Source organism: Bradyrhizobium sp. BR14999, assembly GCF_056106085.1.
This window is the reverse complement of the sequence record NZ_CM148536.1, coordinates 3,671,493-3,692,898: the sequence shown is the minus strand read 5'-3', so window position 1 is coordinate 3,692,898 and position 21,406 is coordinate 3,671,493. Positions and strand designations below refer to the sequence as shown.

21 protein-coding genes and 2 pseudogenes are annotated in these 21,406 nt (G+C 60.8%); 11 read left to right on the top strand and 12 right to left on the bottom strand.

The window, feature by feature from the left end; genetic code table 11:
- Positions 1 to 512 precede the first annotated feature (512 nt).
- Complete coding sequence (locus ACR9YP_RS17010; protein WP_438106598.1) at positions 513 to 809, bottom strand: hypothetical protein; 297 nt, start codon at positions 807 to 809, stop codon at positions 513 to 515.
- 976 nt (positions 810 to 1,785) lie between these two features.
- Here ACR9YP_RS17010 and ACR9YP_RS17005 point away from each other — a divergent pair.
- Positions 1,786 to 1,944, top strand: a pseudogene (locus ACR9YP_RS17005) (PRC-barrel domain containing protein); the annotation flags it as partial.
- 376 nt (positions 1,945 to 2,320) lie between these two features.
- Here ACR9YP_RS17005 and ACR9YP_RS17000 read toward each other — a convergent pair.
- Both ACR9YP_RS17000 and ACR9YP_RS16995 read right to left on the bottom strand, forming a co-directional pair.
- The gene (locus ACR9YP_RS17000) at positions 2,321 to 2,470 is read right to left on the bottom strand and encodes a hypothetical protein (protein ID WP_438106594.1); all 150 of its coding nucleotides are present in this window, start codon (positions 2,468 to 2,470) and stop codon (positions 2,321 to 2,323) included.
- A 782-nt stretch (positions 2,471 to 3,252) separates the two neighbouring features.
- Positions 3,253 to 4,191: a metallophosphoesterase gene (locus ACR9YP_RS16995; protein WP_474220484.1), complete on the bottom strand. Its 939-nt coding sequence runs from the start codon at positions 4,189 to 4,191 to the stop codon at positions 3,253 to 3,255.
- A gap of 102 nt (positions 4,192 to 4,293) precedes the next feature.
- Here ACR9YP_RS16995 and ACR9YP_RS16990 point away from each other — a divergent pair, with 102 nt between their 5' ends.
- A complete protein-coding gene (locus ACR9YP_RS16990; protein ID WP_438106591.1) occupies positions 4,294 to 4,782 on the top strand; it encodes a CDP-archaeol synthase in 489 nt (162 codons plus the stop codon).
- Positions 4,783 to 4,789: 7 nt separating this feature from the next.
- On the opposite strand, the gene ACR9YP_RS16985 is transcribed toward ACR9YP_RS16990, so the two are convergent.
- Positions 4,790 to 5,728 carry a metallophosphoesterase gene (locus ACR9YP_RS16985; protein ID WP_474220483.1) on the bottom strand — a complete coding sequence of 313 codons (939 nt, stop codon included), beginning with the start codon at positions 5,726 to 5,728 and terminating at the stop codon, positions 4,790 to 4,792.
- Between ACR9YP_RS16985 and ACR9YP_RS16980 the strand changes: the two genes are divergently transcribed.
- From ACR9YP_RS16980 to ACR9YP_RS16965, 4 genes and pseudogenes are all read left to right on the top strand, one after another.
- Positions 5,727 to 5,975, top strand: coding sequence for a hypothetical protein (locus ACR9YP_RS16980; RefSeq protein ID WP_474220482.1), 249 nt, complete (start codon positions 5,727 to 5,729; stop codon positions 5,973 to 5,975). The genes ACR9YP_RS16985 and ACR9YP_RS16980 overlap by 2 nt on opposite strands.
- A 376-nt stretch (positions 5,976 to 6,351) precedes the next feature.
- Positions 6,352 to 6,495: pseudogene (locus ACR9YP_RS16975) on the top strand (IS5/IS1182 family transposase); the annotation flags it as partial.
- 320 nt (positions 6,496 to 6,815) lie between these two features.
- Positions 6,816 to 7,001: a hypothetical protein gene (locus ACR9YP_RS16970; protein ID WP_091897192.1), complete on the top strand. Its 186-nt coding sequence runs from the start codon at positions 6,816 to 6,818 to the stop codon at positions 6,999 to 7,001.
- A gap of 327 nt (positions 7,002 to 7,328) precedes the next feature.
- Complete coding sequence (locus tag ACR9YP_RS16965; RefSeq protein ID WP_474220481.1) at positions 7,329 to 8,576, top strand: NRAMP family divalent metal transporter; 1,248 nt, start codon at positions 7,329 to 7,331, stop codon at positions 8,574 to 8,576.
- Positions 8,577 to 8,626: 50 nt separating this feature from the next.
- Here ACR9YP_RS16965 and ACR9YP_RS16960 read toward each other — a convergent pair whose 3' ends face one another.
- Together ACR9YP_RS16960 and rocF are read right to left on the bottom strand one after the other, a co-directional pair.
- On the bottom strand, positions 8,627 to 8,911 hold the full coding sequence (locus ACR9YP_RS16960) for a hypothetical protein (protein ID WP_370989784.1): 285 nt from the start codon (positions 8,909 to 8,911) through the stop codon (positions 8,627 to 8,629).
- 130 nt (positions 8,912 to 9,041) lie between these two features.
- A complete protein-coding gene (gene rocF / locus ACR9YP_RS16955; RefSeq protein ID WP_128932543.1) occupies positions 9,042 to 10,019 on the bottom strand; it encodes an arginase in 978 nt (325 codons plus the stop codon).
- 265 nt (positions 10,020 to 10,284) lie between these two features.
- Between rocF and ACR9YP_RS16950 the strand changes: the two genes are divergently transcribed.
- Positions 10,285 to 10,545, top strand: a complete 261-nt coding sequence (locus ACR9YP_RS16950; protein WP_130216261.1) for a hypothetical protein — start codon at positions 10,285 to 10,287, stop codon at positions 10,543 to 10,545.
- A gap of 24 nt (positions 10,546 to 10,569) precedes the next feature.
- Here the strand turns inward: ACR9YP_RS16950 and ACR9YP_RS16945 are convergent, their stop codons facing one another.
- Positions 10,570 to 13,311, bottom strand: coding sequence for an EAL domain-containing protein (locus ACR9YP_RS16945; RefSeq protein WP_474220480.1), 2,742 nt, complete (start codon positions 13,309 to 13,311; stop codon positions 10,570 to 10,572).
- Positions 13,312 to 13,371: 60 nt separating this feature from the next.
- A complete protein-coding gene (locus tag ACR9YP_RS16940) occupies positions 13,372 to 14,562 on the bottom strand; it encodes a FecR family protein (protein ID WP_474220479.1) in 1,191 nt (396 codons plus the stop codon).
- 130 nt (positions 14,563 to 14,692) lie between these two features.
- On the opposite strand from ACR9YP_RS16940, the gene ACR9YP_RS16935 reads away from it, so the two are divergent.
- The 3 genes from ACR9YP_RS16935 to ACR9YP_RS16925 all read left to right on the top strand — a co-directional run bounded on the left by ACR9YP_RS16935 (position 14,693) and on the right by ACR9YP_RS16925 (position 18,086).
- A complete protein-coding gene (locus ACR9YP_RS16935; protein WP_474220478.1) occupies positions 14,693 to 16,489 on the top strand; it encodes a ShlB/FhaC/HecB family hemolysin secretion/activation protein in 1,797 nt (598 codons plus the stop codon).
- 150 nt (positions 16,490 to 16,639) lie between these two features.
- Complete coding sequence (locus ACR9YP_RS16930) at positions 16,640 to 17,470, top strand: alpha/beta fold hydrolase (protein ID WP_474220477.1); 831 nt, start codon at positions 16,640 to 16,642, stop codon at positions 17,468 to 17,470.
- Between the two features lie 292 nt (positions 17,471 to 17,762).
- The gene (locus ACR9YP_RS16925) at positions 17,763 to 18,086 is read left to right on the top strand and encodes a c-type cytochrome (RefSeq protein ID WP_438106575.1); all 324 of its coding nucleotides are present in this window, start codon (positions 17,763 to 17,765) and stop codon (positions 18,084 to 18,086) included.
- 194 nt (positions 18,087 to 18,280) lie between these two features.
- On the opposite strand, the gene ACR9YP_RS16920 is transcribed toward ACR9YP_RS16925, so the two are convergent.
- Complete coding sequence (locus tag ACR9YP_RS16920) at positions 18,281 to 18,622, bottom strand: phasin (RefSeq protein WP_474220476.1); 342 nt, start codon at positions 18,620 to 18,622, stop codon at positions 18,281 to 18,283.
- A gap of 140 nt (positions 18,623 to 18,762) precedes the next feature.
- Positions 18,763 to 18,948 carry a hypothetical protein gene (locus ACR9YP_RS16915; protein WP_474220475.1) on the bottom strand — a complete coding sequence of 62 codons (186 nt, stop codon included), beginning with the start codon at positions 18,946 to 18,948 and terminating at the stop codon, positions 18,763 to 18,765.
- A 746-nt stretch (positions 18,949 to 19,694) separates the two neighbouring features.
- On the opposite strand from ACR9YP_RS16915, the gene ACR9YP_RS16910 reads away from it, so the two are divergent.
- Positions 19,695 to 20,051 carry a hypothetical protein gene (locus ACR9YP_RS16910; protein WP_474220474.1) on the top strand — a complete coding sequence of 119 codons (357 nt, stop codon included), beginning with the start codon at positions 19,695 to 19,697 and terminating at the stop codon, positions 20,049 to 20,051.
- Positions 20,052 to 20,084: 33 nt separating this feature from the next.
- On the opposite strand, the gene ACR9YP_RS16905 is transcribed toward ACR9YP_RS16910, so the two are convergent.
- Together ACR9YP_RS16905 and ACR9YP_RS16900 are read right to left on the bottom strand one after the other, a co-directional pair.
- Entirely contained in the window at positions 20,085 to 20,660 is a 576-nt protein-coding gene (locus ACR9YP_RS16905; protein ID WP_370989759.1) for a hypothetical protein, read from the bottom strand.
- 62 nt (positions 20,661 to 20,722) lie between these two features.
- On the bottom strand, positions 20,723 to 21,256 hold the full coding sequence (locus ACR9YP_RS16900; RefSeq protein WP_474220472.1) for a GcrA family cell cycle regulator: 534 nt from the start codon (positions 21,254 to 21,256) through the stop codon (positions 20,723 to 20,725).
- Positions 21,257 to 21,406: the final 150 nt, after the last annotated feature.

Here is a 21,406-nt window from a genome sequence, read left to right as displayed (position 1 = left end):
ACATAGCCGAGGACGACGGCGCGGCGAACGCGAGCAAATCGTCGGCTTACCCTTTCCGTTAAGCCTCAAGGGCAGCGGTCGGCGGCCCTGGGCGGGGATTCATCGTAAGGGAGCCACAGGCGGCCCGAAAAGCCAGTCCACCTTCCATTGCAGAGGAGCAGATCGAAGCCGACAACCCGTTGGCGCGCGGGCGAGCGTCGGTTTGCTCGGCCCGGCACCTGCAAGTGTCCATTCCGTCGCAAGATGGAATGGGCCCGGAATAGAAGCAGCAATCCCTGCAACAATGGGCTCGCCCAACGATGCCGCTGCAATCGTGATTGTCATCAAAGATATGGCGACTACAAGCACATCGATCATAATGCGCTTCGAAAAGTGTTTCGTCATGAGTTGAGCCCTCACAACCGAGATGAAGTACTGCGCAGTTACAATCTTAGTCCGCACGCAAATGGGTATCCCGAGCCATCGCCGCTTGGTTAGTTACTGCGGCGAAGAGCCCACGTCTCGCGACCGCTTCAATTCGGCGCGCCGTAGCTGAATTCGTGCTGCGTGTCCGTCCTACCAACGCTACTGTGATCAGCAGGATCATAATCCGATTGTGAGACTTGCGGAGTTTCACGCGCGATCAGAAGCTGTTTCCGCATTTCGGCAAGGCGGGCGCGGCAATATTCGTGATAGAGCAGGTCGAATATGGCGGGCATGGATACCCCCATCGTTTGAGTATCACTAGAGATAATTTCCAGCACGGATTTCGGATAATCGTGGCCCCGGCGATGGCTGTCCGATGTGAGCCCATTTACAGGCTGAGCCAATTCAAAAACTCAAAGAGCGATTGGCTGGCTTGTCGGTGCAAAAAGGAACAGGGCCGATTACCTAAAAGAGATTATAGCAGCCTTCTGTTTCAGCAGAATTTCGTCAAACAACTTAAGAGCGCTGCTCCGCGAATAAATATCCAACTACAGCGCGAAACAACTTACCAGTGGATGCAAGCACCGTTGGCTGCAACGTCGTCTGTTAGCCACCAGACCGAAGCAAGAATGGATCGACCGAGGCAGCCAGTCGGTCTGCCCACTTGCATGTTCGGCGCGGACTGCTTTTCGGAAGGCAGCGGGCCGAGAGAATTGACAGCCAGCCCGGCACAGGCGACAAGAACAGCTATTGCAACCGCAGCGAGATATTCGATTCTCATCTTGTCCCTCCCTTCATAGCCAAGAACTAACCGGGTGCTCTTAGAAATCGTTCCGAGTGCTGTTCGTTTCCTCGTTCGAATGGAGGCCCGGCGTCGCGATCCCAAAGGAACGAAGCGCCTGCCAAGGCTTTGGAAGAACACGAGACCGTCGCTCGCCGATTCTAGCTCGGCGCATGTCGCGGGATAGCCAAAGGTCGGGGCCACCGGCCCGCTGTTCTAAATGCAAGCGCTCGCGCAGATAGGCAAAAACGGCGGTCTCCGGTTCCACTAGTGGAGGGCAGCCGTGCTCGCAGGCGGAGAAGCTGCGAGAAAGGGGTAGGCACGGAGGTCCGTTGTGCCCCGCCGCATCGACATAGACCACAAACACAGCCGAGCAATTGCCAAAGAAATCGGCGAGAAATTGCGTGCGGCGTTAAAGCCTGAGCCGGACCAACCGGAGAGGCTCAAACGCAGATCGGAGGAGCGCTCACCGTCAATCGTCCCCGGGAGCGAGCATGGGAACAAATCTCGCCGTTGAGCCGCAGATGGGTCGCCGAACGTGGACGAGCAATGCCATCGGTGAAACGCTGTGCGCCAAGAATTTTGAATGAGTACGGTGGGCGCAAGCCGAATTGATCGACAAAGCCGTCGTCCTTACCGATGGAAAGGCACGCACCGTCGAGAACGTTTGGCGAGATGAACTGCATGGGCTTCGCATTTCGATCAAAGGTCATTATGGAAGATGGCCACTCTCGACTATCAAGCTTGTTGAGAATTGACCTTCGACATCAGCGGCGCGCGCTGCCTTTCCCATTTCGAGGGTGGTCGCCTTAGGGGTCCCAATCGAGCTCGTGGCAGCTAATCGTCCCAGATGAGCTCGCCACATCGGCACCGGAACACGCGGATCATCCGACCGCTGTGCGGATCGGCGATTGAGTGGAGCAATGTCGGAATAACTGCACAAGCGGGGCATCGGCGTTGCGCGTCGTGCGTCGTTTGCTCGGGCAACTGCATGCTTTTGTCCTCCGCCATCGCCCACCCTCATAACTAAGCGCCCCCCGCAGCCCTGCTTTTAGAGCCAAGGCGCACTGCCGGGCGATCTAGCAGTAAACGGCTGCGACAACGTTTCAGGAAGATGCACATCGCGGGGGTTCGCTATTCGTTGGCAGACCGCAGCGCGGCTTCTAATTCTGCGACGATGTCGTGCAGGAGGCCAAGTGCGAGCGGATCAGTGATGTCACGCTCCATCATGCGGTAGCCCCTGATCTGGTCTTGAAGCTCTTGCTGTTGCTCATTGTCGTCCATCGCGCGCTCCGCAATTGAGCATGACGCCGAACGGGGCCGATGGTTGCCGGGGACTTTGAGAAATTTGAGCCGGAATTAAGGCGTCCTTTCCGGCGCGAGGTGTCCTATCAAGGGATGAGTGCTCCATTCAGAACATCCCGATCAAGATGAAAAGGCCGATCTCGGCCGCGAAGGTCACGGCCATGATTGCGACCGTGAGAAACACATCACCCACCGGAAGAGGGGTCATGGCGCGCCTCGCACGTTGCGAAGCCCCGAAGCCCAATAGCCAACCCCCCGATCTCGGGAATGTTTCAGTTCCAAGCGGTGTTAGGCCGAGACCTTCACTTGTCGCGAGGTGCCTCCTTCCCACGACCTTGCGATCCGGCGCACCATGTCCCGAGCGCTCACATAGATTGAGCGCGGCACCCTCGGCGAAGGCTGCTTGGGGCAACACGGGGACTTCAGTGCGCATCGATCACAATCGCGCTTGCTGGCGAGGTAATACTCACTTCCATTTTAGCTGATCTGTGCGAGCAGTCGCGTGTTGGTTACGAGAACCGCTCGTTTCCGCTGGGAACAATGGACGGCGACTCGTCCAGCTCGCGCAATTTCTGCATCCGCCTTTTGAGACTCGAGGGCAGTTCGCTTTCCTCTCTCACCGATGCCATCGGCGACTTTAGAAGGAAAGTCGGTTGCCGAAAGCTGCCTCGGGTGTTGAGGTGTTTTCGCTTCGGCGAGCTACTTCTCTCCCCGACTCTTGTTTCAGGCTCATGTACGTGATGAACCGTCTTAGGTGAGCGTCAGGTGCGACGTAAATGGTGCAAGGTTATTTCCGGCGGGCAATTGAGGCGCACGGGGACTACGCTCGAGCCCGCACCAACGGAAGTATAGCCGGCCATATCGCCGTATTGCCAAGGCCCCGCCCCCATCCGTCTTGGCAGCACCGCCTCGAGCTTGATTGGAATGGATCCTGGGAGACAAATCTGACCGCCGTGGGTGTGTCCGCTCAGCATGAGATCAAAATTGGCATGGGCAGCCTGGCGATAAACCTCCGGCGTGTGAGACAACAAGATCGAGAATTGACCGCGGGGTATCGCGAGAGCGGCTTTTTCGATGTTATCCACTCTGTAGAAATGTGCATCGTCGATTCCCGCCAGATAGATCCGTTGGTCCCTACGAACGATTGTTTCGCATTCATTGAGCAGCACGCGAATGCCCATGGCTTCGAGCCCCGGAACCATCTGAATCGTATCGTGGTTGCCGAGCACGGCGTAGATTGGCTGTTTCAGATGATTTCCCAATCGCGCTACACCATCCAGCGCGGGCTGGAAGGGCCCAAAAGTTCGCCCCCGATAATCGCCAGTCAGGACACACACATCGTACTGCATGCTGCTAACGAGCTCGATGAGTCTGTTCATGGCAACTTCATTCATATCCACGTGAAGGTCGCTAATGTGGAGAATGGTGAAGCCCTCAAAGAGGACCGGTAATTTCTCGAACCTCAAGTCATTCCGCCTGACAAGAATGCGTTCTGCATTCTGGCGTGCACGCCAATAAAGCCCCGTTGCCCGCAGAACATTTCGAATGATCCACTCGGCCCAGGATGAGTTTTCGAGGTGAAAGAATGTGAGGCCCTGGCCAAACACCTGAGCTTCATGATCTCGCTCAATTCCCAATCGCTGGCGGGCGTGGAGCGGTCCGAGACGGATCTCGAGTTTGCGCAGAATGTCTTCGTCCACCAGCTAGCCCCCTTGATCGGCCTTCAGGTAGATATAGCGTATTCCCATGAGGCCAGAATCAGCCCGACCCTGGCGGATGCAACTATAAGCTAAGCTGAAGAAATGCAACTTGTGCATATTCTGCAATTGTTGGTTTTAATGACGTTGGCGAACGGCACACCGATCGTTGCGAAGAAGATTTTTGGCTCACGTTTTTCCTTTCCGCTGGATGCCGGCACCACATTTTTTGATGGCCGGCCGTTGTTTGGACCATCGAAGACCATCCGCGGTATCTTGATTTCATTCCTCGTGACGACAGCAAGCGCCCCTGTTATCGGTCTGGATCTGACGATTGGTGCAATCGTAGCGGTTGCGGCTATGGCGGGCGATTTGTTCTCCAGCTTCGTGAAGCGCCGCCTAAACTCTCCGCCCAGCAGCCAGGCACTCGGGCTCGATCAGATTCCCGAATCCGTATTTCCGATGCTGGCATGCCGCGGCGCACTTTCATTGACGATCGCAGACGTCGCGCTTGGCGTCGGGATCTTTTTTATTGGCGCGGTAATTCTGTCTCGTTTTCTATTCCGGGTCCACCTGCGTGACGAACCATATTAGCCCGCCGTTAGCCCGAACGAAGGCAGTGCAGGGTGATTTCTGGTGGACAGTTGAGGCGAACAGGAACGACGCTCGATCCAGCACCGACAGAGGTGTAGCCGGCCATGTCATGATACCGCCAAGCTCCTGCCCCCATCTGTCGAGGCAATACTGCATCAAGTATGATCGGAATAGATCCTGGCAGACAGATCTGCCCGCCGTGCGTATGCCCGCTCAGCAACAAATTAAAACCGGCATGAGCCGCCGGATGATAAACCTCCGGTGTGTGTGACAGTAAGATGGAGAACTCGCCAAACGGTATCTGCAACGCAGCCTTTTCGATATCGTCGGCCTTCAAGCAATGAGCGTCATCGATTCCGGCTAGATAGATTTGCTGATCGCCGCGCACGATCACCTCGCTCTCGTTAAGCAGTATATGTATTCCCATGGCTTCCAGCCCCGGAACCATTTGGATGGTATCGTGGTCGCCTAGAACCCCGTAAACGGGCTCCTTTAGATGAGCTCGCACTCGTGCAACGCCGTTCAAGGTAGCCTCAAACGGTCCAAGATTCTTCCCCCGATAGTCCCCGGTTAGGACACATAGATCGTAGCGCATGTCGCCGACGAGTTCGATAAGGCGCTGCATGGCAGCTTCATTCATATCCACGTGCATGTCGCTAAGGTGGAGTATGGTGAAGCCGTCGAAAAGCTGTGGCAGCTCCTTGAACACAACATCATTCCGTTTGACGAGAATGCTTTCTGTATTTCGGCGTCCGCGCCAGTAGAGACCAGTCAGCTTGAGTGCATTTCGGACGACAGAGTGGAACGGATACCAGTTCTCTATGTGAAAGGAGAGAAGGCCGTGGCCGAAGATCTGCGCCTCATGAACCGTCTCGATAGCCAATCGCTGTCTCGCATGGAGCGGTCCGAGGCGCCCCTCCAATTTGTGTAGGATATCTTCGTCCATGGAACGAATTCCTCCGAATCGGCTCAACCTCCCATGGGAGCACCAGGACTTGCCAACTCTTCAGGATATTCCTTTCGGCTGGCTGCTTGGCAGCACAAAATCCAGGAAGATCTTCCGGCTTTTTCTTATAAACCTGCTGGACGTTGCAACTTCTATTGTGCGTGTGGAACTTCGCTATGAGCTCAATGTCGCTTTGGGTCATAGCTCGCCGCACCTGCGTCCCAGGCCGGTGGCTTTTTGTATTTAATTCCGGAATTTTGCGCACGAACCAGGAAGACCGGTCCCGGAGAGAAGGTTATAGACTTTTTGGTACCCCCACCTTCTGTTCATTCCAAGCTCTCTACTTACTTCCTCTCGATCTCTCCCGGCCTTGCTTGGTGGTGAAGGTTAGAGCAGAGGACATAGGCGAGAAATCCCGACGCTTGCGCATCGAGATCCTTCCCATGCCCTCAGCGAGCTTGCTCGGCGGAGCCAGGCCGTCGCGTTCGGACCCTGCACATGCGATGGCGCTATGCAGGTCGCGTCTACTTGCGGCGATCTCCATCTCGCCGGCGGCCGCCCTCACGCTTAAGGACGGGTTTGCCTTGGCTGCATCCCATGGTAGGCATCTCTCAAAGCGCACCGCCACCGTTACGCGCATTCTCAAGCTCGACCGTTTGCGTTTACGAGGTCCCGGCGCGCGTGACGAGTTCATCCTCGCAGCCACCGCCCAAAACCTTCGAAAGATGGCCAAGCTGATCCGGATGCCCACCCCGAGCCTCGCATAGGTCGGTAGAGCAGTTCGGCGACGTTGCGACGGAGCTACTACAACGAAATACTGCCGGCCTTTTTCAACAGAATCAGTCAAATTCGGCAAAACTCAAGGTGAGCATAGTAGGTCTGGTTTTGGGCGGATAGCGTCCCATTGCCTGCGCGAATGAGTCGATGTCCCAAGCCGCGTCGGGAAAAATTGGCACTAACCGTCAAACTTTATCTAAATCCACCACATCGGATTTGGCGGAATGAAAGCTCTTCGCGCCATGCTGGGACATGTCGCTTTGCTCCGGTTGCGAAGGACGCAATCGGGACAGATTCGGAGAGACCACCGATGTACTACGTCGCCGCTGCATTGCTGGGGCTGTCGGGACTGTTCTACTCCGCGGGCCGTCACGAGCTCGGCCAGTTCGGCGCAGACGTGTGCCGCTATGGCAGCGCGTTCTGCGACAATCCGGTGCTCGTCTTCGCGGGCGCAGCGCTGGCCGCCGCCTGGGGCATGTTCGTCAGCATCAAATAGCACCCGGCCACGACTTGGCTTCCGGACCTGCGAGCGGGCCAGGCGAACACAAGACATCGCGCCGCAACAGAAAGCCCGCGGCCGGGGACGGCGCGCACATCGGCTATTTCTGCGATGATGACACTCTACACCTGTTTTGCCCGACGGGTCAAACGAAATTCGTATTATCAGAATCAAATCCACACGCCCCCCTCTGCGGGAACTTTCCGGCTATAATCGGGCTTAATCGTTGATTTCGAAATTGCGGAAGGCCTGCCCCTGTCGACCCGATCAAAACACCGCCCCGCCAAGCATGGCAGCGTCGACGCCTCGACCAAGTCCGTGCCGGTGCTGCTGAAAAGACTGGGGCCGGGCCTGATCACCGGCGCGGCCGACGACGATCCATCGGGCATCGCCACCTATTCGCAGGCCGGCGCGCAATTCGGCTACGGGCTGCTGTGGACGGTGTTTCTGACCACGCCGTTCATGATCGCGATTCAACTCGTTAGCGCCCGGATCGGCCGGGTCACCGGCAAGGGGCTTGCCGCCAACGTCATGCAGCTGGCGCCGCGCTGGGCGGTGCTCGCGCTCGTGTCCATGCTCGTCGTCGCCAACACGTTCAACATCGCGGCCGATATCGCGGCGATGGCGGAGGCGCTCGCGCTCGTGATCGGCGGGCTCCACCACGAACACGCGCTGATCTTCGCGGCAGGCTCGACCCTGCTTGAGGTCTTCCTGCCCTATCGCCGCTATTCGCCGGTGCTGAAATTCCTCACGCTGGCGCTGTTTGCCTATGTCGCCACCGCCTTCACCGTGCAGATCCCGTGGAGCACGGCGCTGCTCGCCGCGGTGTGGCCCAAGGCGAATGTCAGCGCCGACTATTTTCTGATGGTCGTCGCCGTACTCGGCACCACCATCAGCCCTTATCTGTTCTTCTGGCAGGCCTCGCAGGAGGTCGAGGAGATGAACCAGGGCAAGCACGACAGGCCGCTGCGCGATCTGCCGAGCGGCGGCGATCCCGTGCTCGCGCGCATCCGGGCCGACACCATCTCCGGCATGCTGCTGTCCAACGGCATCGCCTTCTTCATCATCCTGACCACCGCAGCGGTGCTGAATGCCAACGGCGTGACCAAGATCCATTCGGCGACGGAGGCCGCCGAAGCGCTGCGGCCGCTCGCCGGCGACTTCACGTTCGCGCTGTTCGCGCTCGGCATCATCGGCACGGGCCTCCTGGCGATCCCGGTGCTGGCGGGCTCGGCGGCTTACGGCGTCGCCGAGATCTTCGGCTGGCGCGCCACGCTGGAGGCGAAGCCCGAGAAGGCAGTCGGCTTCTATACGATCATCGCGGCCGCAACCATCATCGGTTTCGGCCTCGGCTTCACCGGGATCGACTCGATACACATGCTGGTGTGGAGCGCGGTGCTCAACGGCATCGTCGCCGTCCCGATCATGGCGATGATGATGCTGATCGTCTCGAGCAGTACGATCATGGGCCGCTTCAAGGCCCGCTCATGGCTGATCGCGCTCGGCTGGCTCGGCACCGCACTGATGGCGCTCGCCGTCCTCGCCCTGCTCGGCTCGTCCGTGATCGGCTGATGAGAGGGACGAAGGAGAACCGGAAGAGCGCGAGATCAACGTCGATAAGGCTACGGTGTCACGGGATTGACGGTCGACGACGTCTTCGGCCCCGGCCGTGCCGGCTCGACCGGCGACTTCGGTTCGGTCGGAAGCACAGCAGCGCCCGCGGCGCGCGCAGCTTCCCCGGTGGTCGCGTACATCGCGATATGGGCCGGCTGGGTCTTGGCGCGGCTCCAAGGGCCGTGGTCGACGATCAGCATCGCTGCAATCGTCACGCCCGCCACGATCAGTGCGATCACGCCGGGATGACGAAGCGCCGTAGAGATGGAATCCGCGAAACGATCAGCCGTCATCATCAGAAGGGTCCGCAATTATCCTATCGCAGGTTAATTCAATTGCGTCCCTCCGGTTCCCGTCCTGGCTCCGGTAAGTTCCCGGCCAAGGCCGGGGAACACACCCTCCTTGCATGGTTCAAAACCGGTTTCACTCGCCCGGCGCGATGGCATTGCTCGGCGTCGGCCGGTCGGTGATCTGCTGACCGAACAGGCTACCGATCAGCTCGACCGCGGTACGCGCGGTCCGGCCGCGCTCGTCGAGGAACGGATTGAGCTCGACAATGTCCACCGACCCCACGAGCCCTGAATCGTGCAGCAGCTCCATGATCAGATGCGCCTCGCGATAGGTCGCGCCACCGGGCACCGTGGTGCCAACGCCCGGAGCCACGCACGGGTCGAGAAAATCGACGTCGAAGCTGACATGCAGCACGCCACCGCTCGCCTTCACGCGCTCGATGACGCGCCGGATCAGCACGGCGACGCCGAACTCGTCGATCTGGCGCATGTCGATGACCCTGATCCGGCGTGCGCGCATCAACTCTTTCTCGAGCTTGTCAACCGAACGCGCGCCGAACAGATCGAGCCTATCGGGGTCGATCGAGGCGCGCGGATCATCGCCCAATAATCCGTCGAGGCCAGGCTCCCCGCACAGGAACGCGGCCGACATGCCGTGCATATTGGCCGTGATCGTCGTTTCCGGCGTGTTGTAATCGGTATGGGCATCGAGCCAGAGCACGAACAGCTCGCGGCCGCGTTCCTTCCAATGACGCGCCATCGCATTGACCGACCCCATGGACAGCGTGTGATCGCCGCCGAGGAAGATCGGCAGTGCGCCGGTTTTCGCGATCTCATAGCCTCTGTGACTCAGCACGCGCGTCCAGCGCTGGATCTCGCGGTAGTGATTGGCTTTCTCGGGCGGCTTGTCGGCGAGGTCCCGGACCTCGGCCACGGAAAGATCGCCGTAGTCGACGACCTCAAAATCGAGGCTCTCGAGCAGTGTCGCAAGGCCCGCGGTGCGGAGCGCAGCAGGGCCCATCAAGGTACCGCGCTGCGAAGCTCCCATGTCGATGGGAGCGCCGAGCAAGGCGATCCGCCGGGTTCGATCCGTCACGGTCCGATCGGTCACGGCAATCTCCTGATGTCAGCAAGGCTACCGCCAGCCTAACAGAGATTCGCACCCGTCGTTTCCCGGGGAGGTCCGCCGTGGGCGTATCCTCCCGGAACAAAATCCCCCGCGCCGAATTGCCATCCAAGGCCGGCACCCGCCGTAAACGTAAACCACGGCGCCTGTCGCGGATAGCCAAAGGTCGTCAGACCCGCTGTTCAAAACGAGCGCTCGCGCGGATAGCCAAAGGTGCCGGCCTCCATCATCGGGCCTGGAGATCGCACGCTTGAGCACGGAGATACCGCAGTCCAATCCCCAACCTGGCATGGCCGAACGCGCCATCGATGCAGCGACAGATGTATCCCGCACGATCGGTGAAGTCGCCGGAGGCCTGCATGCAGCGGTCGACCGTCTTACCTCCGCGATCGAGGAAGCGCGAAAGCCGGGCCGTCCGCTCTCGACGGTTGCGGCGATTACACGCGAAGCGCCGCTCACCAGCCTGTTCGTTGCCTTCCTGTTCGGCGTCGCGGTGGCGCGCCGGCGTTAGCGACCTTACCGGATACGCACCCGTCTAGGCGGCGCTGACGATGGCGCGCTCGATCGTAAGGAACTGCCGTTCGAACGCCTCGGAAGGCATAGGACGGCCGAAGAAGTAGCCCTGCCCTTCCGCGCATCCCATGCTGATCAGGAAGTCGGCCGTGGCGCGGTTCTCGATGCCCTCAGCTACGACCGTGAGTCCAAGCTGCCTGCTGAGACCGATGGTGGAGCCGACGATCGCGGCATCGTCGGAATCGGTGAGCAGGTCGAGCACGAACGACCTGTCGATCTTGAGCCCATCGAGCGGAAATTTCTTCAGATAACTCAGGCTCGCATAGCCGGTGCCGAAATCGTCGAACAGGACGCGGACGCCCAGCTCCTGGATCCGCTTGAACATGTCGAGCACGCGGGCCTCGTCATGTAATAGGATGTCCTCGGTGACTTCGAGTTCGAGCAGCGAGGGGGCCAGCCCCGTCGCATCGAGCAATTCGGCAACCGAATGCGCGAGGTCGCCGGAATCAAGCTGGGACGGCGACAGGTTGATCGCCACGCGGACCTCGTTGCCGGATATTTCCCAGGCGCGCGCCTGGCGGCAGGCGGTCTCCATCACCCAGTTCGCGATCCGCTCGGACAGAGCCGACGTGTTGACCACCGGCATGAACTCCGCAGGCGAGACGTAGCCGCGCACGGGGTGCCGCCAACGGATGAGCGCTTCGGCTCCGACCAGGCTGCCGTCGACCAGACGAACCTGGGGCTGATAGAACAGTTCGAATTCGCCGCGATCCGCGGCAAGCGCCAATTCGCTCTCGAGCGTCAGCCGGTTCTCCAGCTCCTGCCTGATCGCACTCTCGAAGATCACGTGGCTGCCGCGCCGCGTCAGCTTCGCCTTCGTAAGTGCGAGGTGGCCGTTACCGAGGAGATCATCGGCGTTGCGCCCGCCGTCGGGATGGACGGCCACGCCGATGCTGATTCTGACCCGGTACTGCCTTGTGCCCATTGCGAGCGGCGTTTCGAACGCGCGCGCGATTCGCTCGGCGAATTCGGCAATCGGCTCGCTGGCGTCCGCGCAATCTAGTGCGACGGCATACTCGTCGCCGCTGAGGCGCGCGACGATCGCCTCGGCGCCGGCCTCGGCCGTTAGGCGCTCGGCGACCGCCCGCAGTACGAGGTCGCCCGCGGCATGCCCGAACATGTCGTTGATTTGCTGGAAGCCGTCGAGCCCGAGCACGAGCAGTGCGACGTTGGAAGACCGATGCTCTGCCGCGGTGATCAGACTGGCGAGCGACGCATGTAGCATGTTGCGGTTGGCAAGACCTGTCAGCGCATCATGTTCGGCGAGATACCTGACGCGCTCGGCCTCGCGCTTGCGCACCGAGATGTCGCGCAGGATCGCTCCATACTGGAAGCCGTCCGTTCCCTGCCAGCCTGAGAAGCTTGCCTCGACCGGGAATGTCTCGCCGTTCTTGCGTCGCCCTTCGAACTCGACGACGACGGCGCCACCGGGAACCAGGAGCGACTGGCGCGCGGCATCGTGCATGGACGGCCTCGCGTCGCCGTCCGCAGGCACGGCGCACAGCGTTTCGAACGGGCGACCGATCATCTCGGCCGGCATGTAGCCAAAAATCGCGCTGGCGCCGGGATTCCAAACCGTGATCCGATGATCCTCGTCGGTGCAGACGAGACCATCGCCCAGCGACATCGCGATACGGTGGAAGCGGCTCTCGGCGATGCGACCCAGGAGACTGCGGAAATCGATCTCGTCCAGCGCAATCGCCGTCAGATAAGCGATGATCGCGATGTGGAACAGCGACGTATCGATGACGAAGGGCCATCTCGCCTGCACAAAGGTCGCAACCAGTTCGATGGCAGCGCCGGCTGCGATCAGGATTGCGACGCGAAGTCCCGGTGCGAAGCGGCGCCACGAAGTGATCATCAAGAGGCAGATCAGGCCGAGGCCGAGCATCATGCCGGCATCGGAGGTCCAGCGCAGCATCCGGTTCTGGAGGATCGATTCTGCCGCGAGCGCCTGAAGGACGGGTCCAGAGACGATGCGGCCATTCGGAACGCTGAACCGGTCGCCCAGTTCGAGCGCCGTCGCACCAACGATGATCTTCTTGCCTCTCACCTTGTCCAGGGTCGCGGCATCGCCGCGCAGCACGTCGACATAGGAGACACTTGGGATCGAAGCCGCCTGAATACTGAAGTCGATCAGGAAGGGTGGCCGGCGATTGGCGTCCTGCCCAACCAGCACGACGGCCATCGACGGCAATAAGGCGTCACCGAGCTTCTCGCCGAACGGATAACGCCGCACGAGTCCGTCGGATTCGACCGCGACATTGACGACGGCCGGCCAAGACTGGTTGCTGAACGGCTTCATGGGATGATTGATGTAAGCCGCGCCGCCATTCGGCGCCGGCTGCTTGAAGGATGGCAGAACCGTCGAGCCGCCGACGTCCCGAAGCGCCTTGACGAAAGCCTCGTCAGAGGCCGGATCCGACGGCGTGCTGAAATCGACGTCGAAGGCCACATCCTGCGCGCCGGCGGCTTCAAGCCTATGCAGAAGCTCCGCGTGCAGCCGGCGAGGCCAGGGCCACACCCCGATCTGGTCGATCGAGGGCGCGTCGATGGCCACGACGACGACATTGCCGCTGGCAGCACGCGATTGCCAGGCGAACCGCAGGTCGGCGAGCGCATTGCGGAGCGCGCCATGCCACCCCGTGGACAGCACGACCGCAAGCGCGATCACGACCAGAATATGCGGCCGATAGCGTTTCACCTGATCCTCCCCCGCGCCCGCTTCAACCTGCGAGCGCCCCTCATCCCCTAGGAAATCGCCTTAGTGTCTGTTGTAGCCGTGGCCGTTGCTGCCGTTACCGCCGCCACGCCCATCGCCATTGTTGCCCCTGCCGTTACCGGTGGCGCCATTGTTGGCGTTGCCATTATTATTGCTGCCATTACCGGAATTGCCATTGCCACCGGAGTTTCCGTTATTAGTTGCGGCTATCGCTGCGCTTGCGCCCGACGAGGCACTGCTGCCAGCTGTTGCGGCAGCACTAGTCGTTGCCGCGGTTTGGACGGCACTGTTGGATACTTGCGTGCTGGCCTTGCCATCGCTCCAGACCGTCTCGGTAGCGGTGCTGGCATTCGCGCTGCGCACCTGCCCGGGGACAACCGCGCCATGGGCGAGCCCGCGCGTCACATTTTGGAAATTCAGCTTGACCTCGCCGAGCGAGCTCGAGATGCGCACGACGCCGGCCTTGGGGGCTTGCCCGCCAGTCGCCTGATGCGACCGCATCGACGCACCGACCATCTTGATCCCCTTGTCGATCGGACGGAGCGCATGGATCGCATGACCATTCGCGGCATTGCGCGGTGCGGATAATCCCGATTTCGGCACGGGAATGCGCTCGATGGTGGAGGCGCGGGGCTTACCCTGCTCGATCGGATTGAACGTCCCCGCACCGCTCAGGCTGAGGCCAGGCTTGCCATGTTCGAAGACGGCGGCCACTTGCCCCGGCATGACCTGGGCGATCTGTCCCGTCTTGAAGTCGGAAACTTCAACTTGACCACGGAGCACGCTGACCTTGGTGCTGCCCGCCCCCACCGTGACGCTGAACTGCGTTCCCTTGACGACGGCGGCGAGGTAAGGCGTCTCGACCTCGAAATGCTTGACGTTGCGCTTCTCGACCTCGAGCAGGATCGAACCCGCCTGCTGGATGATGGTGGTCGAGAGTCCCTCCTTCTTCTCCGCAGGCAAGCCGACGACCGAGTTGGGAGAGATCAGGATCGTTTCCTCGCCGCGGACGAGCAGCACGCGGCCGTTGCGGCCGGTGCGAATGGTGTCGCCAGGCTTGAGCGCCTCCTCCTGATTCAACGACACCTGCTGCGCGCCGTTGGTGGCGACCCAGACCTCGCCGGTGGCCTTGCTGACCGACCAGGCGCCATTCTCCGCGCCAAATGCACCGGATGCGGTTCCAAGGATCAGCGCTGCCAGCAAGGCGCGCCACACTCCAACTCTACCGAACATGACAATCCTCAGTCCGCGTTACAGCCAGATCTGAGGCGTATCCGAAATCACTCAAGAGAAAATTAGCGCGAAGTGGCGAGCCGAGAAGCCGCATTAACCAATCATTGACCATGAAAAACTATGGAAAATCATGCGGCTAACGAACCCTTACCGCCTTATGGGCAAATCCCCGTCAAACTACGGAGACGCGTTCACTCCGCGTATTGAGAAGCGACACTTCCTTACTACATCGGTACTGCTGGCAACGATTTTTGCGGGAATTCCGCAGTCCTTCGCGCAGCAGGCGAACCAGCCAGGCTTTGATCCGCGCCAGCCCGAGAAGTACTTTGAAAACCAAACCGAGCGGGAAACGCTGAACCGCCCCCCGGTCAGGCTACCGACGGTCGGCCAACCCAACACCGGCGGTGATACCAAGCCGCAATTCGTGCTGCGCGGAATCGACGTCATCGGCGCCCACGCCGTCTCCCCCGATCGCATCGCTACAGCCTATCAATCCTATCTTGGAAAGAAGGTCTCGCAAGCGGATCTCGCCGCGATTGCCGGCGCGATCAGCGATCTCTATCGCGAAGCCGGATTCCACTTGAGCCGCGCGATCGTGCCACCGCAGGATATCGCCGACGGCCGCGTTCGGATCCAGGTGATCGAAGGCGCCATCGTGCAGGCCGAGCTGAAAGGCGACGGCGCCGAACAGTTCGGCGTAAGGCCGATGCTCGGGCCGATTCTGGCCGAGCAGCCGTCGCGCCTGGCAACGCTCGAACGCCAGCTGTTCCTCATCAACGGCAGGCCGGGCGTCCGGATCACCCACACCGCGCTGGAAGAGATTGGCGGAGCGACCGGCCGCTTCCGCCTGATCGTCTATTTGAAGACCTGGCACGTCTTCTCATCGTTCGGCATGGACAATCTCGGATCTTCCTCAGTCGGTCCGTGGCAGACCTACGCGACCGGCGCGTTCAACTCCTACCTCACGCCCGGCGACACGCTCGCGGTCAACCTGTCGACCATTGCCAATGATCCGCGCGAGCTCGGTTTCGCGCGGATGTCCTATGACGCACCGGTCGGTGTCGATGGCGTGCGCCTTGGCGCTTCGATCCTGTACAGCGCAGTCCGGCCTGGCGATGCTCGTCGTCTCGACAGCGACATCACCACCACCGAGGCGTTCGAACTGCGTGCCAGCGTCGTCCCATTGCAGTCGCTGTCCTCCTCGCTGACCCTGACTGCAGCGACGACCTTCAGCGATGTATCTGAGCACGACCTCTACGGCCCCTGGTATAACGACCACATCAGGACGGCGAGCCTGACCGCCGACTACAGGCTCCAGGATCGCTTCGGCGGCACCAATTTCGCTACGCTGAGCTACCGGCAGGGCCTCGACATCTTCGGCGCTTCGCATTTCGACGATGATCTGTTGTCGCGCGTCGGCGCGTCATCGAACTTCTCGGTGCTGAACCTCTGGTTCACGCGCTATCAGACACTCAACGACGCCTGGTCACTCAAGCTCTCGGCGGCGAGCCAGACGACATCGCGGCCATTGTTCACCTCGCAGCAATTCTATCTCGGCGGCGCCGCCTTCGGCCGGGGCTATGGCGCGGCCGAGATCAGTGGCGACAACGGTCTTGCCGGCTCGCTCGAACTGCGCTTCGACCAGAAGCTCAATTTTCGCTACTGGACCGGCTATCAACTCTACGCCTTCGGCGACGCCGGCGCGGTCTGGAACGACGGTTACCGCCTGAGCGACGGCCTCGCGCTGACCTCGGCCGGGGTAGGCGTGCGGTTCTTCCTGCCGGACGATCTCCAGGTCGATCTCGGCGTAGCCGTTCCCTTGAGCTACAGGGCGCCGGACAACGAGCGCCGCAGCCCGCGCTTCCTGCTCACACTGTCGAGCGCGCTGCGGCTCTGCCCTGAACGAGGCAAGGCCGGCTGTCTCTAGGCCTTGCGCTTCGCCCCACAAACCTGCATGCGGCGCTTTTGCGGCTTGCTCACAGACTTGCCTAAATTTAATCCCGTAACTTGCTCACGATCGCTCGATCCGCGAGTTCCCAATGACCATGTTCAGCCAAAGGTGATTTGAGACGAAGCCATGAAGAGGGTGTTTGCAGTCCTGGCGTTCCTCTGCGTCCTCGCCGTCGGCCAGTATTTCATCGTCAGCCGGTTCGCGATCCACCACGAGACTTTGAGCATGTTCGACGCCTCGCGCCAGCGGCCGATCTCGGTCGACATCGCGGTGCGGCGTGATTACGAGACCAAGGCCAATCTCGGCCTCTGGAAGCTCCCGCTCGCCATCATCAGCAACGGCAACACCGTCAAGGCGACCGAATATTCCTTCCTGGCCAACGTGCTCGCCGCACGCGGCTATCTGGTTGCCAGCATCCAACAAGATCTTCCGAGCGATCCGCCGCTGATGACCCATGCCGGCCAGAAATACGTCGGCCGGCGTGAAGTCTACATTCGCTGCGAGGCCAATATTCTGTTCGTGCTGGGCGAGTTGAAGAGGCGGCAGGAGAACGCCGACTACGACCACATCACCCTCGTCGGCCATTCCAACGGCGGCGATGTCTCGATGTATGTCGCCCATCAGCACCCGGAGCTGGTATCGAAGGTGATCACGCTCGACAATCTGCGGGTGCCCTTCGTGCTCAGCGACCATATGAAGATCCTGTCGTTCCGCTCGAAGGATCCGCATTTCGTGACCGATCCCGGCGTACTGCCGACGCCGGAGGAGGCCAGGGCTCGCGGCATCGACATCGTCCATACTGGTGCACAGCACACCGAGATGAGCGATCGCGGTCCCGACGCGGTCAAGGAGAAGATCCAGGCGACGCTCGACCGCTTCCTGCGTGACAGCGCCAGCAGCGCGCTCGCGCCGGCCGATACGAATAGCCCGATGATCATGAACCCTGGCGACTATTAGCCGGAAACCCTTTGCGGCAGATCAAGGCAGCTCCGAGCCGGCCACGATAGGAAGGGCCTTGCCATCTCGGAGAGGCACGTGTCGCACTATACCGAAAGTCTTGATACGAAGAGCCTTGATACGAAGAGCCTTGGATTGCCCGCGGCAAGGACGCCGGCGTTCGTACGGCACTTTTATCGTTCGACCCGCAGGCTGCTGCGGTCGATCATCGCCCGCATCGATCTCTCGCAATTTCCGGGATCGTGTTGCGGGTGAGCACGTCGGCCGCAAGCGCATGCATGAAGGTTGCCCGATGCACCGATGTTTGAGACGAATTTTCCTGTTGCTTGCCGGCGCCATTGCGGGCTTCGGCATGTCGCCTGCCCTCGCCGCCGATGCCGAGCACGGCGCCGATCTCGCCAAGCGCTGGTGTGCGAGTTGCCACGTGGTGGCGAGCGGCCAGACGCAGGCTAGCGCCGACGTCCCCTCCTTCGCATCCGTTGCGCGCAGGCCAGACTTCAGTCCGGAGCGGCTCGCTTTCTTCCTGCTCGATCCGCACCCGAAGATGCCGAACTTTCCCTTGAGCCGGACCGAAGCTGGCGACATCGCGGCCTATATCGGATCGCTGCGCCAATAGAACCCCGGTCAATCGCGAGCCTGCTAAAAACTGCAAATCCCTGCCGGAAGACCGACAGGGATCAGCAGAAAGGATGATGGACGGCAAATGGGGATCCATTCGGTGGCCCATCATGGACCTGCACCAGGATCAGAATACGCATCTCGCCGCCGCGCAAGATCAATTTGTGGGCATGCCGCACGGCACCGACAGAATCAGGACTTGTCCTTGCCCGGTTGCATGAAACTGCCGGTCATCTGGCGCATATGGTCCCCGGCGCTGGTGAATTGACTGCGCAGGAAGTCGGACTGAATTCGCATTGCTTCCTGAAGGTCTGTGGCGTGAACGAGCTTGCGCGCGTGCTCGAACGCCGACCTCATGTTCTGTTCGGTGAAAGCGAGCGCCTGCTTCGACACGTCCGTCCCCGCGCCCGGGACGGACGACATCGATTTGGTGGCGGCTTCGAAAAACATGCCGAATGCTTTTTCCGCCTGGTCAATCGTCTTTTCGGCCAAGTCGCGCAGTTCGGCCGGAACTTCGAGTTTCGGTTCGATCATGATCGCATTCCTCCCTTTTTCTGACTGAATACCACACTTGCCGGATCGCCTTCCAGCGGCCAGCCCCGGGGCAAAGGTTGCCCGGTGGGCCGGATCTGGCAGGAAACGAGGGACGAGGTGTAGGGCCGGCGCGGCCAGACTCAGGACAGGGGGTGTTCGGGAAGAGTTTCTTCGGTGGCGAGGTCTTCGACGAGCTTGATGACCTCGAAACGCTGCCGAGCCTCGAGCTTCAGGAACGCACGGAGCAGGCGCAGGCTTTCGACGGTGTCGCTCGCAGGCGCGCCAAGCTTGAGGTGCAGTTCAGCCGCGAAATCGAGGTTCTTCATCCCGCACCTATGACAAGCATCGGCCTTCAGTTCTTGCGTCGAAGTCGCACTCGAGGAGCGAACGTCGCAACCCAATACAATGGCGACAATCAGGCCTCCGGCCGGCAGGTCCCGGCGGGCTAGCAGGCCGAATTCCATTAGCCGAACGGATGGTCCCAACCGAACAGGTTGCAATTATGCCAAGGAACAACCGATCCGGCAAGCCCAACAGCCCGGCCTAGCGATGCTTCGCCCGCATCACGCCACGGCAATTCCGGATAACAGGAATATCGAGCGCCGTCACCCACCTGCGTCAAGAAGCGGCATCAATCACGCATACAGCCGAGATCGCGGCCAATCGGCGCTGCGTTTCGCCTTGTTTCCGATGTGAACAGACATTTGCAGAGACGAACTGGCGCCTCGGCAGCATATACACGTAATTGTTGAGTAGCGTCCCAGCGGTTGTAGCGTCCCAGCGGTTGTATCGTCAGCGACATGAACGCCAGGTCTTCAATGCTCCGATTGGGGCGCCGGTGAAGCCGACCAACGCGGCAAGCGCCTTGGGATCGGTCGCCTTCCTCATCTCGTCGGAATGCGCCCCGCTGGCGCTTTTCCCAGCGAGCCTCATCGGTTCCGATATGTTTTCCGGCCGTGAACCGTTGTTCAGGAGCGAACGACAAAGCGGTTGCGGAACGGCCACGCGGACGACGGCGCTATGGCTGATAAACTCATGATTTGGGCGCGTGTCACCACCAAAGGACGACGGCATGCTTTCTCGCTGCGATCTGATCAAGGGCGCCGCGGTCGCGCTTCTTACCCTCTCGATACAAGGCGCATGGGCGCAGGAGACCAGGATGAACCTGTTCAAGATCGTCACCATCAAGGACGAAATCATCGTCGGATTGTCGGCGGAGGAGCTTCAGGCGCTCGGCGGCAATGACGCCAGCGCGCTTGCGCATGCGCTGGCGCAGAAAGGCGACCTCACCGTCTGGCAGTACAGCGTGCACCGCGGCCCGAACGGCGAATTGCAGCAGGCGCCGAGCGCCAAGATCGGGCTTTTGGCCAACGCTTCTCTCTGTGTCGAGCCGTATTCCACGCCTTACCAGATCGTACCGCATCCGTAAGCAGCAGACGGCATGCCCGCGGGCGTGCCGTCGTCATTTGCGCTGCTCTGCCCGTGGTGTCCCCGTTTCCGTCGCAAAACCGTAGATCAGCGCCAGCCGGTCCAGGCATTCACGAAAACGCCGCGCAAAATAGTCGTTCCAGCGCTGCGTACGAACGGCGCGCCGCTGCCCGATCTGATCCATGGTCAAGCCCAGCACGAGCACGTCGTGCACCAATGCTGCGCCGTCGGTGCCGAGTTCGCGTTCGACTCGGTTCAGCCGCAACACCGCCTGGCGCTGGCTTTCGGTGACCGGCTCGCGCGTACGCGCGCCATCGACATATTCGCGGGTCGGATCCATCGCCTGAGGGCCCCTCTCCGCTCTCTCCCAATCGCTCTGGAAGGCGCGCCCGCCGCGATATTGTGCTTCGTCGATTTGATGGTGCGCGTGAAGCCGGCCGAGCGGGTCACTACGGACGGACCGGACGGCCACGATCTTCTCGCCGGCATCGAGCGCCAGCGGATTGTCGACCTCGACTTCCGCCACATCGGCATTGAACGGCACGTCGCGGGACCGCCGGTCGTAGATTCCAGCCAATTTGTAAGATTTATTGCGTCGGGCACGTGCCACTCGGATACTCCTTGCAAAGTTGGCGATGGCAAAATCGATAGTCGAACGGGGTGGCCGCCTCCTCAGCCGGCCGAGACCAGCCGCAACACGACGGGACCGACGACACGGGCCGACGCAACCCCGGATGGCCGCGTCAGACCTGCATGCGGCGCGCAATAGCTGGAGCCGGGCTGACGCGGATGGCCGCAGAACGTGATCTCCTCCCCGTCCTTGTCGCCGCCATAGGGATAGCGACAGTCGCCTCGCGCCAGTTCGAGCAGCGGGATCAGGCGCGGCTGGACGCCGACACAGCGCAACTTCACGCGCGCCGCAGGTTTCGTCGCGCATTTTGGCGGCAGGCTCAGGCTCGGTAATGCCGGACGGCACGGCGAAGGCAGACAGACCTCGCCCGGCAAAGACGGCACGATCGGCGGGCTCGTCATCCGCGCCAATGTGGCGACTCCCAGCCGCTTCGCGCGGCCAGCCACCGCGTTGCGCGTGTAAGCCGTTCCAAACCTTGCGTTAATCTCCGTTGCGATTGCCGCGTAAGACATTCCTTTGAGAAAATAGTCGCGAAGCGCGTCGGAGTGCTCCGACGGCCAATGACCCGGTTCCATGCTGCTGTCCTGTGATGCGCCTGCTCCGATCGCACGATCGGGTGGCGGGAAGGCACATTCCGGTATTCCGAATCGAAAGTCAAGCATAATTCTGATATTCATAATTGCATCAATTCCGAATTTCGGATTATAAGAGGCAAGACGGTGCGC